The organism is Streptomyces sp. MP131-18 (assembly GCF_001984575.1).
GTDB classification, from domain to species: domain Bacteria; phylum Actinomycetota; class Actinomycetes; order Streptomycetales; family Streptomycetaceae; genus Streptomyces; species Streptomyces johnsoniae.
This window is the reverse complement of the sequence record NZ_LZNS01000001.1, coordinates 2,931,812-2,944,607: the sequence shown is the minus strand read 5'-3', so window position 1 is coordinate 2,944,607 and position 12,796 is coordinate 2,931,812. Positions and strand designations below refer to the sequence as shown.

The 12,796-nt window shown below is 73.5% G+C and carries 11 protein-coding genes; 2 read left to right on the top strand and 9 right to left on the bottom strand.

The window, feature by feature from the left end; translation table 11 throughout:
• Positions 1-144 precede the first annotated feature (144 nt).
• The 4 genes from STBA_RS12995 to STBA_RS12980 form a co-directional block, all read right to left on the bottom strand.
• A complete protein-coding gene (locus STBA_RS12995; protein WP_077059400.1) occupies positions 145-1,131 on the bottom strand; it encodes a phosphotransferase in 987 nt (328 codons plus the stop codon).
• Between the two features lie 88 nt (positions 1,132-1,219).
• On the bottom strand, positions 1,220-2,983 hold the full coding sequence (locus tag STBA_RS12990) for a phospho-sugar mutase (protein ID WP_077059399.1): 1,764 nt from the start codon (positions 2,981-2,983) through the stop codon (positions 1,220-1,222).
• Positions 2,984-3,054: 71 nt separating this feature from the next.
• Complete coding sequence (locus tag STBA_RS12985; RefSeq protein WP_077059398.1) at positions 3,055-3,855, bottom strand: purine-nucleoside phosphorylase; 801 nt, start codon at positions 3,853-3,855, stop codon at positions 3,055-3,057.
• A 133-nt stretch (positions 3,856-3,988) separates the two neighbouring features.
• Positions 3,989-4,438, bottom strand: a complete 450-nt coding sequence (locus STBA_RS12980) for a gamma-glutamylcyclotransferase (RefSeq protein WP_077059397.1) — start codon at positions 4,436-4,438, stop codon at positions 3,989-3,991.
• 97 nt (positions 4,439-4,535) lie between these two features.
• Between STBA_RS12980 and STBA_RS12975 the strand changes: the two genes are divergently transcribed.
• Both STBA_RS12975 and STBA_RS12970 read left to right on the top strand, forming a co-directional pair.
• Positions 4,536-5,975, top strand: coding sequence for an NAD(P)H-quinone dehydrogenase (locus STBA_RS12975; RefSeq protein ID WP_077059396.1), 1,440 nt, complete (start codon positions 4,536-4,538; stop codon positions 5,973-5,975).
• 156 nt (positions 5,976-6,131) lie between these two features.
• Complete coding sequence (locus STBA_RS12970; protein WP_077059395.1) at positions 6,132-7,079, top strand: DeoR/GlpR family DNA-binding transcription regulator; 948 nt, start codon at positions 6,132-6,134, stop codon at positions 7,077-7,079.
• A gap of 338 nt (positions 7,080-7,417) precedes the next feature.
• Here the strand turns inward: STBA_RS12970 and STBA_RS12965 are convergent, their stop codons facing one another.
• The 5 genes from STBA_RS12965 to STBA_RS12945 form a co-directional block, all read right to left on the bottom strand.
• Positions 7,418-9,193 carry a biotin carboxylase N-terminal domain-containing protein gene (locus STBA_RS12965; protein ID WP_077059394.1) on the bottom strand — a complete coding sequence of 592 codons (1,776 nt, stop codon included), beginning with the start codon at positions 9,191-9,193 and terminating at the stop codon, positions 7,418-7,420.
• Between the two features lie 740 nt (positions 9,194-9,933).
• Complete coding sequence (locus STBA_RS12955; RefSeq protein ID WP_077059392.1) at positions 9,934-10,551, bottom strand: nucleoside triphosphate pyrophosphatase; 618 nt, start codon at positions 10,549-10,551, stop codon at positions 9,934-9,936.
• Between the two features lie 34 nt (positions 10,552-10,585).
• On the bottom strand, positions 10,586-10,711 hold the full coding sequence (locus STBA_RS39265; RefSeq protein ID WP_290443819.1) for a hypothetical protein: 126 nt from the start codon (positions 10,709-10,711) through the stop codon (positions 10,586-10,588).
• Positions 10,712-10,960: 249 nt separating this feature from the next.
• On the bottom strand, positions 10,961-11,173 hold the full coding sequence (locus tag STBA_RS12950) for an acyl-CoA carboxylase epsilon subunit (RefSeq protein WP_077059391.1): 213 nt from the start codon (positions 11,171-11,173) through the stop codon (positions 10,961-10,963).
• A 25-nt stretch (positions 11,174-11,198) separates the two neighbouring features.
• The gene (locus STBA_RS12945; protein ID WP_253194702.1) at positions 11,199-12,779 is read right to left on the bottom strand and encodes an acyl-CoA carboxylase subunit beta; all 1,581 of its coding nucleotides are present in this window, start codon (positions 12,777-12,779) and stop codon (positions 11,199-11,201) included.
• Between the last annotated feature and the right edge of the window lie 17 nt (positions 12,780-12,796).

Sequence of the window (12,796 nt, the reverse complement as noted above, 5' to 3'; positions counted from 1 at the left end):
GGCGGAGCCTCAGCGCCATGGCGTGCGCGACGGACGAGCAGCCACCGGACGGCCGGTGGCTAGCGTCTTGACGCCTCGGGGCTGGACATGGGCGCAGCCTAGCCAGGCCCGGACGGCCGCGTCCACGCATTTGTGCGCCCGGCGTCAGGCCTTCACCACCGTCAGCGGCTCGCGCGCCCGCCACTGCTCGATGGCCGGTTCGAGCATCGATGCCAGCTCCGGCATCATCGGCACGAGCGCCAGCGCGCCCACGGTCTGGAGCAGCCGGGCCCCGTCCAGCAGGCCGAGCAGGGCACGGTCGAGGCGCACGCCGGAGGCGCGTTCGTACGCCTCGACGCCCGTGGCGCCCACCTGGGTGAGGTCCCACTCCACCGGTCCGTACGTGGCGTCCTCGAAATCGCAGAAGAGATGACCGTCCGCGGTCCGCAGGACGTTGTAACCGGGCGCGTCGCCGTGCAGGGGCTGGAGCCGCACGCCGGGGAAGTACGCCGCCGGGTCCGCCACGAAGTCCTCCGCGGCCGCGTACTCCGCCGCCGCCCGGTCGAGGTCGGCGGTGGTGAGGAACTGCGGCCGCTTCCGCAGCTCGGCCAGCATCGTGCCGGTGCCGGGAACGAGCGGCGTCAGCATGGGCAGGTCGTCCGCCCCGGGATAGGCGGCGAGCCGCTCGTGCAGCCCGGCGGCCCAGCCCGCCCCCTCGGCGAACCGCCCCGCGAGCCGTTCCGGGCCGGCCGCCGCCATCTCCTCGACGGTGAGCCGGTCCTTCTCGTCGACGAACTCCCAGCACGTCATCGAGGTCCCCTCGCACACCACGGGCTCCCGCGGCACCAGCGGGCTGGGGCGCACGACCGGGGCGCCGGTGTCGGCGAGCCAGCCCGCGACGGCCAGTTCCCGCCGTTGCTTCACCCCCTGCTCCTCCGCGGAGGACAGCACGAGCGACGGCACCCGAACGACCACCGGCTCCGGGGCGAGGTGCACCAGCACGTTGAAGACGTCGTACAGCACGCGCGGGTCCTTCGGCCGCAGGCCGAGTTCACGGCCCGCGGCGGTGGCCAGGCGCACGGCCCGCTCGGTGCGCCGCGCGGCGACGGTGCCGACGGCGCCGACGGAAACCTGGGTGGTGGGGGATGCCATGCGGGCGATCCTGCCCGGCCGCGGCGCGTCCTGTCGAAACGGCCCCGCCTGCGCGGACGCGCCGCCCACACGAAAGGGGCCCGCCGTGTCACCCGACGGGCGGCACCAGGCCCAGCGCGTCGCGCAGGTCCTCCGACACGCGCCGCAGCACCGCGGCGGCCGCGGCCCGGGCCCCCGGCAGGTCCTCGCGCGCGGACACCGGCAGCACCACCTCGACGTACGCCTTCAGCTTCGGCTCCGTTCCGCTGGGCCGCACGATCACCCGGGCCGCGGAGACCTCGCCCCCGCCGCCCAGCGTGTAGCGCAGCCCGTCCGTCGGGGGCAGCTCGCCGGCGCCCTCCGCCAGATCCTCGGCGCGCGTGACGGCAAGACCGGCCAGCTCGCGCGGTGGCCGGGCGCGCAGCCGCCGCATCGCCCCGGCGATCAGGGACAGGTCAGGGACGCGCACCGACAGCTGGTCGGTGGCGTGCAGCCCGTGGGCGAGCGCGAGTTCGTCGAGCACGTCGGCGGGCGTGCGGCCCTCCGCCTTCAGCCCGGCGGCCAGTTCGGCGGCGCACAGGGCCGCCGTGATGCCGTCCTTGTCGCGGACCCCGGCCGGGTCGACGCAGTAGCCGAGCGCCTCCTCGTAGGCGAAGCCGAGCCCGGGAACGCGCGCGAGCCACTTGAAGCCGGTCAGCGTCTCGCGGAACGGCAGCCCGGCCGCCTCCGCGATGCGGCCCGTCAGGGAGGACGAGACGATCGACGTGGCGAACGTACCGCGCACGCCCCGGCGCACGAGGTGGTGCGCGAGGAGCGCGCCCAACTCGTCACCTCGCAGCATGCGCCAGCCGCCGTCCGCGCCCGGATCGGGGATGCCGACGGCGCAGCGGTCCGCGTCCGGGTCGTTGGCGATCAGCAGATCGGGCCGCGGAACGGTCGCGCGGGCGCGCGCCAGCGCCAGGTCCATGGCGCCAGGCTCCTCCGGGTTGGGGAACGCGACGGTGGGGAAGTCCGGATCGGGCGCCGCCTGTTCGGGCACCTCGACCGGTGCGGGGAAACCGGCCCCGGCGAACGCGGCGGTCAGCACGGACTGCCCGACGCCGTGCAGCGGCGTGTACACCGCCGTGGCGGCACGCGGCGAGCCGGGCGCGAGTGCCGCCGCCGTCCTGGCCAGGTACGCCGCCACGATCTCCTCGCCCAGGACCTCCCAGCCCGCCGCGGGCCGCGGCACGTCGGCGGGCGCGCCGACGGCGGCGATCTCGTCCGCGATGGCGGCGTCGGCGGGCGGCACGATCTGGCTGCCGTCGCCGAGGTAGACCTTGTACCCGTTGTCTTGCGGCGGGTTGTGGCTCGCGGTCACGGCGACCCCGGCGACCGCTCCGAGGTGACGGATGGCGAACGCGAGGACCGGCGTCGGCAGCGGGCGCGGCAGCAGCGCCGCGCGCAGCCCGGCGCCCGTGACGACGGCGGCCGTGTCCCTGGCGAAGTCGGCGCTCCGGTGTCTGGCGTCGTAGCCGATGACGACGAGTCCAGGGCCGGCGGCCGCCCCCTCGGCGTTCCGCGCCTGGGCGCGCAGGTACGCGGCGAGGCCGGCCGCTGCCCGGATGACGACGGTGCGGTTCATGCGCATCGGGCCCGCGCCCATCTCGCCGCGCAGGCCGGCCGTGCCGAACTGGAGCGTGCCGGAGAACCGCGCGGCCAGCTCCGCGGTGGCCGGCGCGCCGCCGGGCACGTCGGGCGCGCCGCCGGGAACGTCGGCGGGCCGTTCCTCCGACTCGGCCTCGGAGATGAGCGCGGCCAGCTCCGCGCGGGTTTCCGGGTCCGGGTCCTCGGCGAGCCAGGCGCGGGCCCGCGTGATCAGCTCGTTCGCCATCGCGTCTCGACTGTCCCGTTCGTGTCGTCGTCGTTCGTGTCGTCGTTCGTGGGCGTGCGGGGCGGGGACGTTCAGATGCGGTTCAGGAGCCGGGCCAGGAGGGCGCCCATGCGCGTCGCGGAGTCGCGGCCCGCGCGCAGGACTTCCTCGTGGCTCAGCGGCTGGCCGGTGAGACCGGCCGCGAGGTTGGTCACCAGCGAGATGCCCAGCACCTCGGCCCCCGCCTCACGGGCGGCGATGGCTTCGAGAACGGTGGACATGCCGACCAGGTCCCCGCCGATCGCGCGAACCATGCGGATCTCGGCGGGCGTCTCGTAGTGCGGCCCGGGGAACTGCACGTAGACCCCCTCTTCGAGGGTCGGGTCGATCTCCCGGCAGAGCGCCCGCAGCCGCGGGGCGTAGAGGTCCGTCAGGTCGACGAAGTTGGCCCCGGCGATGGGCGAGGCGGCCGTGAGGTTGATGTGGTCGCTGATCAGCACGGGCTGTCCGGGGCGCATGCCCTCCCGCAGGCCGCCGCACCCGTTGGTGAGCACGACGGTCTTGCAGCCCGCCGCCACGGCGGTGCGCACCCCGTGTGCGACGGCGGCCACGCCGCGCCCCTCGTAGTAGTGGGTGCGGCCGAGGAAGACCAGCGCACGCTTGTTCCCCACCCGGTGGGAACGGACTCTGCCGGCGTGACCCTCGACGGCCGGCGGGGGGAAGCCGGGCAGCTCGGTCACGTGGAACTCGTGCTGCGGCTCCCCCAGCGCATCGGCGGCCGGGACCCATCCCGAGCCCATGACCAGCGCGACGTCGTGGGCTGCCACACCGGTCAACTCCCGGACCCGTGCAGCCGCGGCGTCCGCCGAGTCCTCGATTTCAGAAGCGTTCACGCGCCGAGCCTAACGGGTTCCGGCCTACGCGCGTAGACGCGGGACGTTCCTAGGGGCGCATAACAGCCATCCACCGTGCGCCCGCTCACGCCCCCGGCGGCGGAGGCCGCGCAGGGGCGGGCGGGACGCGCCGTCAGCAGGGGCGCTTGCGCAGCTCCATCACGTAGTCGTGAGGTGCGCCCGCGGCCTCCGCCGCATCGGCGATCTCGCCGAGGTAGCGGGCCGAGGGCAGGCCGCCCTCGTACGCGTTCAGCACGTAGACCCAGGCGGCCGCCGTACCGTCCAGCGTGTGAACCTGGACGCGGGTGCGGCGGTAGATGCCGAGGCTCACGCCCTCCCAGCGGTCCATCGCGTCCTCGTCCATGGGGGCGATGTCGTAGAGCGCGACGAACACGTCGGAGCCGGGCGGCGCGCCGTTGTCCTCCACGACGGTCGCCAGGGCGCCCTCCCAGCCCATCTCCTCACCGCCGAACGTGAGCCGCCAGCCGGTGATCCAGCCGGTGCCACGCAGAGGTGAGTGCGGTGCGCGGCGGGCCATCAACCGGGGGTCGAGGTTACCGGCGTAAGCGGCGTAGAGCGACATGCCCCCGAGCGTACGGGAGTGGCGGGCGTGGCAGGCAGATCCGGCCCGCCGGGGGGCCAAAGGCGAGAACGGACGAGTCGTACGAGACACTGGAAAGGTGACTCGCATCGTGATCATTGGTGGCGGACCCGGCGGCTATGAGGCGGCGCTGGTGGCGGCGCAGCTCGGCGCGGAGGTGACCGTCGTGGATCGCGATGGCCTCGGGGGCGCGTCGGTGCTCACCGACTGCGTCCCTTCCAAGACCCTGATCGCGACCGCCGAGGTGATGACCGGTTTCGACTCCTCGCGGGAGGAGCTGGGCATCGAGATCGATCACGACGGCGACGGCATCGGCGACGAGGTGCGCGGCATCGGCGTCGACCTCGGCAAGGTCAACCGGCGGGTGAAGCGTCTCGCGCTCGCCCAGTCGCACGACATCACCTCCTCCGTGACGCGCGCCGGCGTGCGGGTGCTGCGCGGGCGCGCGCGGCTGATGCCCAATCGGGCGTCCGACGGTTCGCGCCGGGTCGCCGTCACCGGTACGGACGGCGTGGCGCAGGACCTGGAGACGGACTGTGTGCTGATCGCCACCGGCGGCCAGCCGCGGGAGCTGCCCGACGCCCGCCCGGACGGGGAGCGCATCCTCACCTGGACGCAGGTCTACGACCTCGGGGAGCTGCCCGAGGAGCTGGTGGTGGTCGGGTCCGGGGTGACGGGCGCGGAGTTCGCGGGCGCCTATCAGGCGCTGGGGTCCCGGGTCACGCTGGTCTCCTCCCGCGACCGGGTGCTGCCGGGCGAGGACCCGGACGCGGCGGCCGTGCTCGAGGACGTCTTCCGCCGCCGCGGGATGAACGTGATGGCGCGCTCGCGCGCCGCCGCCGTGAAACGTGCGGGCGGCCGGGTGGAGATCACGCTGTCCGACGGGCGGACCATTTCGGGCACGCACTGCCTGATGGCGGTCGGCGCCGTGCCGAACACGAGCGACATGGGCCTGGAGGAGGCCGGGGTCAAGCTGAAGGACTCCGGTCACATCTGGACCGACAAGGTCTCCAGGACGACGGCCCCCGGCGTGTACGCGGCAGGGGACTGCACCGGGGTGCTCGCGCTGGCCTCGGTGGCGGCGATGCAGGGCCGGATCGCGATGTACCACTTCCTGGGCGACGCGGTGGCACCGCTGGATCTCAACACCGTCTCGGGCAACATCTTCACCGACCCCGAGATCGCCACCGTCGGGTACACGCAGGAGGACGTGGACGAGGGGCGGATCGACGCCCGGCTGGTGAAGCTGCCGTTGCTGCGCAATCCGCGGGCGAAGATGCAGGGCGTGCGGGACGGCTTCGTCAAGCTGTTCTGCCGTCCCGGTACCGGGATCGTGGTCGGCGGCGTGGTCGTCGCGCCGCGGGCGAGCGAGCTGATCCACCCCATATCGATCGCGGTCGACAACAGTCTGACGGTGGAACAGATCGCAAAAGCGTTCACCGTGTACCCGTCTTTGTCCGGGTCGATCGCCGAGGCGGCCCGGCAGCTGCATACCCGGAAACTCGCCGAAGAACAGTAGGCACTGGTCACCACTGGTATCACGCGAATGCGCCCCTGGCATATATCACGCCGGGGGCGTACGCATAGTCAACTTCGGTAATTCCTCGCAACCGGCTGAAACAAGATGGTCGTTGGGGTTACTGTCGGTTCCGTGTTCGCTGCAGAACGTCGTCAGATGATTCTCGAAATGGTGCGCGCCAACGGAGCCGTGTCGCTCCGGGAGCTCGCCCGCGTTGTCCAGACCTCGGAAGTGACCGTTCGGCGCGATGTACGCGCCTTGGAGGCAGAAGGATTGGTGGACCGCAGACACGGTGGTGCGGTCCTGCCGGGTGGGTTCACCCGGGAGTCGGGCTTTCCCCAGCGGGCCTTGGCCGCGACGGCGGAGAAGACCGCCATCGCGGAGTACGCGGCCGGCCTGGTCCGGGAGGGCGAGGCCATCGTGGTGGGCGCCGGCACCACGACCCAGGAGCTGGCCCGCCGGCTGGCCCGGGTGCCGGGGCTGACCGTCGTCACCAACTCGCTGCTGGTGGCCCAGGCGCTCGCGCACGCCAACCGCGTGGAGGTGGTGATGACGGGGGGGACGTTGCGCGGCTCCAACTATGCGCTGGTCGGCAGCGGCGCCGAGCAGTCGCTCGTCGGGCTGCGCGTCAGCCGGGCGTTCCTGTCGGGCTCCGGACTGACGGCCGACCGCGGCCTGTCCACGTCCAACATGCTTGCCGCGAGCGTGGACCGCGCGCTGGTGCGGGCGGCGGCCGAGGTGGTCGTCCTGGCCGACCACACCAAGCTCGGCGCGGAGACGGCCTTCCAGACCGTGCCCACGGACCTGATCACGCAGCTCGTGACCGATCAGCCGCCGCCCGAGTGCGAACGGGCGGGCACGGAGATCGAGGCCCTGGCCGACCAGGGCGTGCGGATCTCGGTGGCCGCCCCCGCCGCCGTGGCGGGGGGGAAGGCGGGGCCCGCCGAGCGGACGGACCGCGCCGAGCGGACCGACCGCGGCACCGAGGCCGCGCGGCGGGACGTTCCGCTGCCTGCGCCGCGCGGCGCGGTGCACCCCGGCCTCGCGGCGTCCGCACCGCTCGGCCAGCGTATGTCCGACCTGGCGCCGACCCGCCGTCGGTAGGGCCTCAAGGCCGGTCGGGAAGGCCACCGGCGGCTCCGCCCCCACCGGGGCGGAGCCGGGCCGCCCACCCGACTGCGGCCCGCGCAGGTGCGGTCGCCGCGTCCGTGCCGCGCGGCCCGTTCGCGGCCCGTTCGCGGCGCGGGGTGACGTACGACCGGGGCCGTCTTCCCCGGGGCGTCCCGGCACGTGCCCGGACTCCTCCCCCGGACTCCTCCCCCAGACTCCGTCCGGGAGGCGCCCCCGGGGAGGTGCCCCCGGGGAGGTGCCCCCGGGGAGGCGCCCCCGGGGAGGTGCCCCCGGGGAGGTGGGACCGCTCGCTGCTCGGGCGGCGTGCTTCCCTAGTCCTTGATCCCGCAGATGGCGGCGCCGGAGGAGACGGAGGCGCCGACGTCGGCCTTCAGGTCCACGATCGTGCCCGAGCGGTGGGCGTTGATGGGCTGTTCCATCTTCATCGCCTCCAGGACGATGATCAGCTCGCCCTCCTCGACCTGTTGCCCCTCCTCGACGGCGACCTTCACGATCGTGCCCTGCATGGGCGAGGCCAGCGTCTCACCCGTCGCGCCGGAGCCGGCGCGCTTGACGGGCTTGCGCCGCGCCGGGCGAGCGCCCCCCGCGACCGCGGCGCGCGCCAGCGGCATGGCCAGCGTCGCGGGCAGCGAGACTTCGAGCCGCTTGCCGCCAACCTCGACGACCACCGTCTCGCGCACGTGGCCCTCCTCGCCGTCCGCACCCGCGGATGCGTCGAACGGCGGGATCGCCGAGACGAACTCCGTTTCGATCCACCGGGTGTGGACGCTGAACGGGCCCTTGCCGCCGTCCAGCTCCGGCGCGAACGCCGGATCGCGCACCACCGCGCGGTGGAACGGGAGGGCCGTCGCCATGCCCTCCACGTGGAACTCGGCCAGCGCGCGCGCCGCGCGCTCCAGCGCCTGCTTGCGGTCCGCGCCGGTGATGATCAGCTTGGCCAGCAGCGAGTCCCAGGCCGGGCCGATCACCGAGCCGGACTCGACACCGGCGTCCACCCGCACCCCTGGCCCGTGCGGCGGGGCGAACGTGGTGACGGTGCCCGGCGCGGGCAGGAAGTTGCGCCCGGGGTCCTCGCCGTTGATGCGGAACTCGATGGAGTGGCCGCGCAGCGCGGGGTCGTCGTACCCGATCTCCTCGCCCTCGGCGATGCGCAGCTGCTCGCGGACCAGGTCGATGCCGCTGATCTCCTCGGTGACCGGGTGCTCCACCTGGAGACGGGTGTTGACCTCGAGGAAGGAGATGGTGCCGTCCTGTCCCACGAGGAACTCGCAGGTGCCGGCGCCGACATAGCCCGCCTCCTTGAGGATGGCCTTCGACGCCGCGTACAGCTCGGCGTTCTGCGCCTCGCTCAGGTAGGGCGCGGGCGCCTCCTCGACGAGCTTCTGGTGGCGCCGCTGGAGCGAGCAGTCGCGGGTGGAGACCACCACCACGTTCCCGTGGGTGTCGGCGAGGCACTGCGTCTCCACGTGCCGGGGGCGGTCCAGGTACCGCTCGACGAAGCACTCGCCGCGGCCGAACGACACCTGCGCCTCGCGGACCGCCGAGTCGTACAGCTCGGGGATCTCCTCCAGCGTCCTGGCGACCTTCAGACCGCGGCCCCCGCCGCCGAAGGCGGCCTTGATGGCGACCGGCAGCCCGTGTTCGCGGGCGAACGTGACGACTTCGTCGGCGCCGGAGACGGGGTCGGTGGTGCCGGCGACCAGGGGGGCGCCCGCGCGCTGCGCGATGTGCCGCGCGGCGACCTTGTCACCGAGCGCCCGGATCGCGGCGGGCGGCGGACCGATCCAGGTGAGACCCGTGTCGATCACCGCCTGCGCGAAGTCGGCGTTCTCGGAAAGAAATCCGTATCCCGGGTGGACGGCGTCCGCCCCGGCATCGGCCGCCGCCTTGAGGACCTTGTCGAAGTCCAGGTAGCTGGCGGCCGGAGTGTCACCGCCCAGCGCGAACGCCTCGTCGGTGGCGCGCGCGTGCACGGCGTCCCGGTCCGGCTCGGCGTAGACGGCCACACTGGCGATACCGGCGTCCCGGCAGGCCCGGGCGACCCGGACCGCGATTTCGCCGCGGTTGGCGATGAGCACCTTGCGCACGATGGCTCCCTCCTTGGAACAGGGCGAGTTTATGTACTGGCGACACCCCGCAACGAGTCGCCCTCAGGGGTGACCTTGCCCACACGGACTGTGAGGGCCGACCACTTCGTCGTCCGGCTGCCTTGCTGTCCCAAGGTACGCACCTCGCTGAGGTTCACCTTAGACGTGGGCAGATGCCTTCCACCTCCGGTGGCCTGACACAGGCTGTACGGGGGGTGGTTGTAGAGACCTGACAAACAGGTCAAAGATTCTTTGCTCTTCGGACGGCGGGCTGTCCACCAGGGTTGTCGCGGGCGTTACCCGGCAGTAGCGTGCGCGGGGTGAACCGGGGCAGACGAAGCGTGGCCGCGGTGGCGGCGGTCGTGGTGACGGGCGGTGCGGCGGTCCTCGGGCTGGTGCACTGGATTCTGGGACTCGCGGCGGACCGCCAGGAGATGTCCCTCGGCGGGGTGTCGCCGACGGCGATCAGGGCCGGCGCCTGGTCGGCGGGCGCCGCGCTGGCCGCCTACCTGCTGCTGTGCGGGGCGCTGCTGGCCCGCACGGCGATCCGCGACGTGGCGCCGCACCGCGTGGCCCGCGCGGCGCTGGCCGCGGCGGCGGTGCTGCACGCGGTGCTCGGGGCGCTGGCGGTCGGGCTCGTGGGCTGGGCCGCGTTCGCCGTGCTGATCGTGGTGTTCGGGCTGATCATGCTGACGCTGACGCTGTACCCGCCGCCCGAGGACGCGGGCCCCGCGGCCGGGTCAGGCCCACAGGTCGGTGATGGCGACCCCGACCCGGGCGAGCAGGGTGCGCAGCAGGGGCAGGGACAGCCCGATGACGGTCCCGGCGTTGCCGTCGATCCCGTCGATGAACGGGGCCGACCTGCCGTCGAGGGTGAACGCCCCGGCGACGCGCAGCGGTTCGCCTGAGGCGACGTAGGCGGCGATCTCGGCGTCGGAGGGCGAGCCGAATCTGACGGTCGTCGAGGCCGTGGCGGCGGCGCGCGCGCCGCCCGAGGTGTCGATCACGCAGTGCCCGGTGTGCAGTACCCCGCTCCGGCCGCGCATCGACTTCCAGCGCGTGGTGGCCTCTTCGGCGTCGGCGGGCTTGCCGAATGCCTGTCCGTCGATGTCGAGCACCGAGTCGCACCCCACGACCAGGGCCCCGGCGGCCTCTCCGCGTTCCGCGACGGCCGCGGCCTTGGCCTCGGCGAGCACCCGGGCCAGCTCGGCGGGGGAGGACGCGGTCAGCGCGTCCTCGTCCACGCCGCTGACGATCACCTCGGGGGCGAGCCCGGCCTGCCGCAACAGGCCGAGGCGCGCGGGGGACTGGGAGGCGAGGATCAGCCGCCTGGCCGGGGTGGGTGACGCGTGGCTCATGGGCGCCAGCGTAACGGCGTGCGGCGCCGGGGCGTCAGCGGGCCAGCAGCAGCACGACGAGGCCCATGGCCGCCGCGAGCACCCAGCCGAGGCGGGCCAGCATGGCCTGGGCTGCCCCGGCCTCCTCGTCGGGCCTCTCCCGCATGTCCGACCACCGCATGGGGTCATGGTGCGGCAGGGGACCCGCCGCGCGCCTGAGTACACGTACTCAGACGTGTCCGTCAGTTGTGCCATGCCGTGCGCCGGACAGGAGGGTGGCCACAGGCGCTCCAGCGATTCCCCGCGGGCGGGCGCCCCGTTCTCCCGCCGTTCTCCACCGCGGTGCCATGCGGGCGCCCGGCGGCGCTCCAGGCGCGGTGCAGGCGCGTTGCAGGCGCGGTGCAGGCGCGGGCGCCTCCGCAACGCCCGGTCATGCGGGCCAGTAGCTGGTGCGCCAGGCGTGCGGCCCCGGCGTGCGCGGGGCGCGCGGCACGGTCCTGGCCGGGTCGGACCAGGCGGCGCGGGCGGCGGGCGGCCCGGGCGCTTCCGCGGCCGCCGCCGCGGCGGCGGCCCTGGCCCGCACCACGGCGATGGCGACGGCGAGTTCCTCGGGGGTCGGGTTGCCCCGCAGCACCTTGATCAACGGACGTCCTCCTGACGGCCAGGGCTCACAGCGGGATGTTCCCGTGCTTCTTCGGCGGCAGCTGCTCGCGCTTGGTCCGCAGGGCGCGCAGGCCCCGCACCACGTGCCGGCGGGTCTCCGACGGCCTGATGACCGCGTCCACATAGCCGCGCTCCGCGGCGGCGTACGGGTTGAGCAGCGCGTCCTCGTACTCCTCCGTGAGCCGGGCGCGTGTCGCCTCGCGCTCCTCGTCCGATTCGAGCGCCGCCAGCGTGCGCCGGTGCAGGATGTTCACCGCGCCCTGCGCCCCCATGACGGCGATCTGCGCCGTCGGCCAGGCCAGGTTGAGGTCGGCGCCGAGGTGCTTGGACCCCATCACGTCGTAGGCGCCGCCGAACGCCTTCCTGGTGATCACGGTGATCAGCGGGACCGTCGCCTCCGCGTACGCGTAGATCAGCTTGGCCCCGCGCCGGATGATGCCGTTGTACTCCTGGTCGGTGCCCGGCAGGAAGCCCGGCACGTCGACGAACGTCAGCACCGGCAGGTTGAACGCGTCGCAGGTCCGCACGAACCTGGCGGCCTTCTCCGAGGCGTTGATGTCCAGGCAGCCCGCGAACTGGAGCGGCTGGTTGGCCACCACGCCGACCGGGTGGCCCTCGACCCGGCCGAAGCCGGTGATGACGTTCGGCGCGAACAGCGGCTGCGTCTCCAGGAACTCCTGGTCGTCCAGCACGTGCTCGATCGCCTCGTGCATGTCGTACGGCTGGTTCGCCGAGTCCGGGATCAGCACGTCCAGCTCCGCGTCCTCCGCGGACTCCGCCAGATCGGCCTCCCGCGGGAAGGCGGGTGCGTCGGTCAGGTTGTTGGACGGCAGGTAGGACAGCAGCGCCCTGACGTACTCGAACGCGTCCTTCTCGTCGCCCGCCATGTGATGTGCCACGCCGGACAGGGTGTTGTGCGTGCGGGCGCCGCCCAGCTCCTCGAAGCCGACGTCCTCGCCGGTGACGGTTTTGATCACATCCGGGCCCGTGATGAACATGTGCGAGGTCTGATCGACCATCACCGTGAAGTCCGTGATCGCCGGGGAGTAGACCGCGCCGCCCGCGCACGGGCCGGTGATCAGCGAGATCTGCGGCACCACGCCCGAGGCGTGCACGTTGCGCCGGAAGATCTCCGCGAACAGCCCCAGCGCCGTCACGCCCTCCTGAATGCGCGCCCCGCCGCCGTCGTTGATCCCGATGACCGGACAGCCGGTCTTCAGCGCGAAGTCCATGACCTTCACGATCTTTTCGCCGTAGACCTCGCCGAGCGAGCCGCCGAACACGGTGAAGTCCTGCGAGTACACGGCCACCGGCCGGCCGTCCACGGTGCCGTAACCGGTCACCACGCCGTCGCCGTAGGGGCGGTTGTGCTCGATGCCGAAGCCCGTCGCCCGGTGCCTGGCGAACTCGTCCAGCTCCGTGAACGAGCCCTCGTCGAGCAGCAGTCCGATCCGTTCGCGCGCGGTCAGCTTGCCCCGGGCGTGCTGCTTCTCCACGGCGCGCGCCGATCCCGCGTGCGTGGCCTCGGCGACCCGGTGCCCGAGGTCGGCGATCTTCCCCGCGGTGGTGTGGATGTTCTCGGCCACGGAAGCGGCTCCTCCAT

Bases quoted from the DNA above. Each gene is read 5' to 3' on its own strand.
- STBA_RS12995 (WP_077059400.1), bottom strand. From the start codon at position 1,131: ATGGCATCCCCCACCACCCAGGTTTCCGTCGGCGCCGTCGGCACCGTC.
- STBA_RS39265 (WP_290443819.1), bottom strand. From the start codon at position 10,711: ATGCGGTGGTCGGACATGCGGGAGAGGCCCGACGAGGAGGCCGGGGCA.
- STBA_RS12980 (WP_077059397.1), bottom strand. From the start codon at position 4,438: ATGTCGCTCTACGCCGCTTACGCCGGTAACCTCGACCCCCGGTTGATG.
- STBA_RS12970 (WP_077059395.1), top strand. From the start codon at position 6,132: ATGATTCTCGAAATGGTGCGCGCCAACGGAGCCGTGTCGCTCCGGGAG.
- STBA_RS12990 (WP_077059399.1), bottom strand. From the start codon at position 2,983: ATGGCGAACGAGCTGATCACGCGGGCCCGCGCCTGGCTCGCCGAGGAC.
- STBA_RS12955 (WP_077059392.1), bottom strand. From the start codon at position 10,551: ATGAGCCACGCGTCACCCACCCCGGCCAGGCGGCTGATCCTCGCCTCC.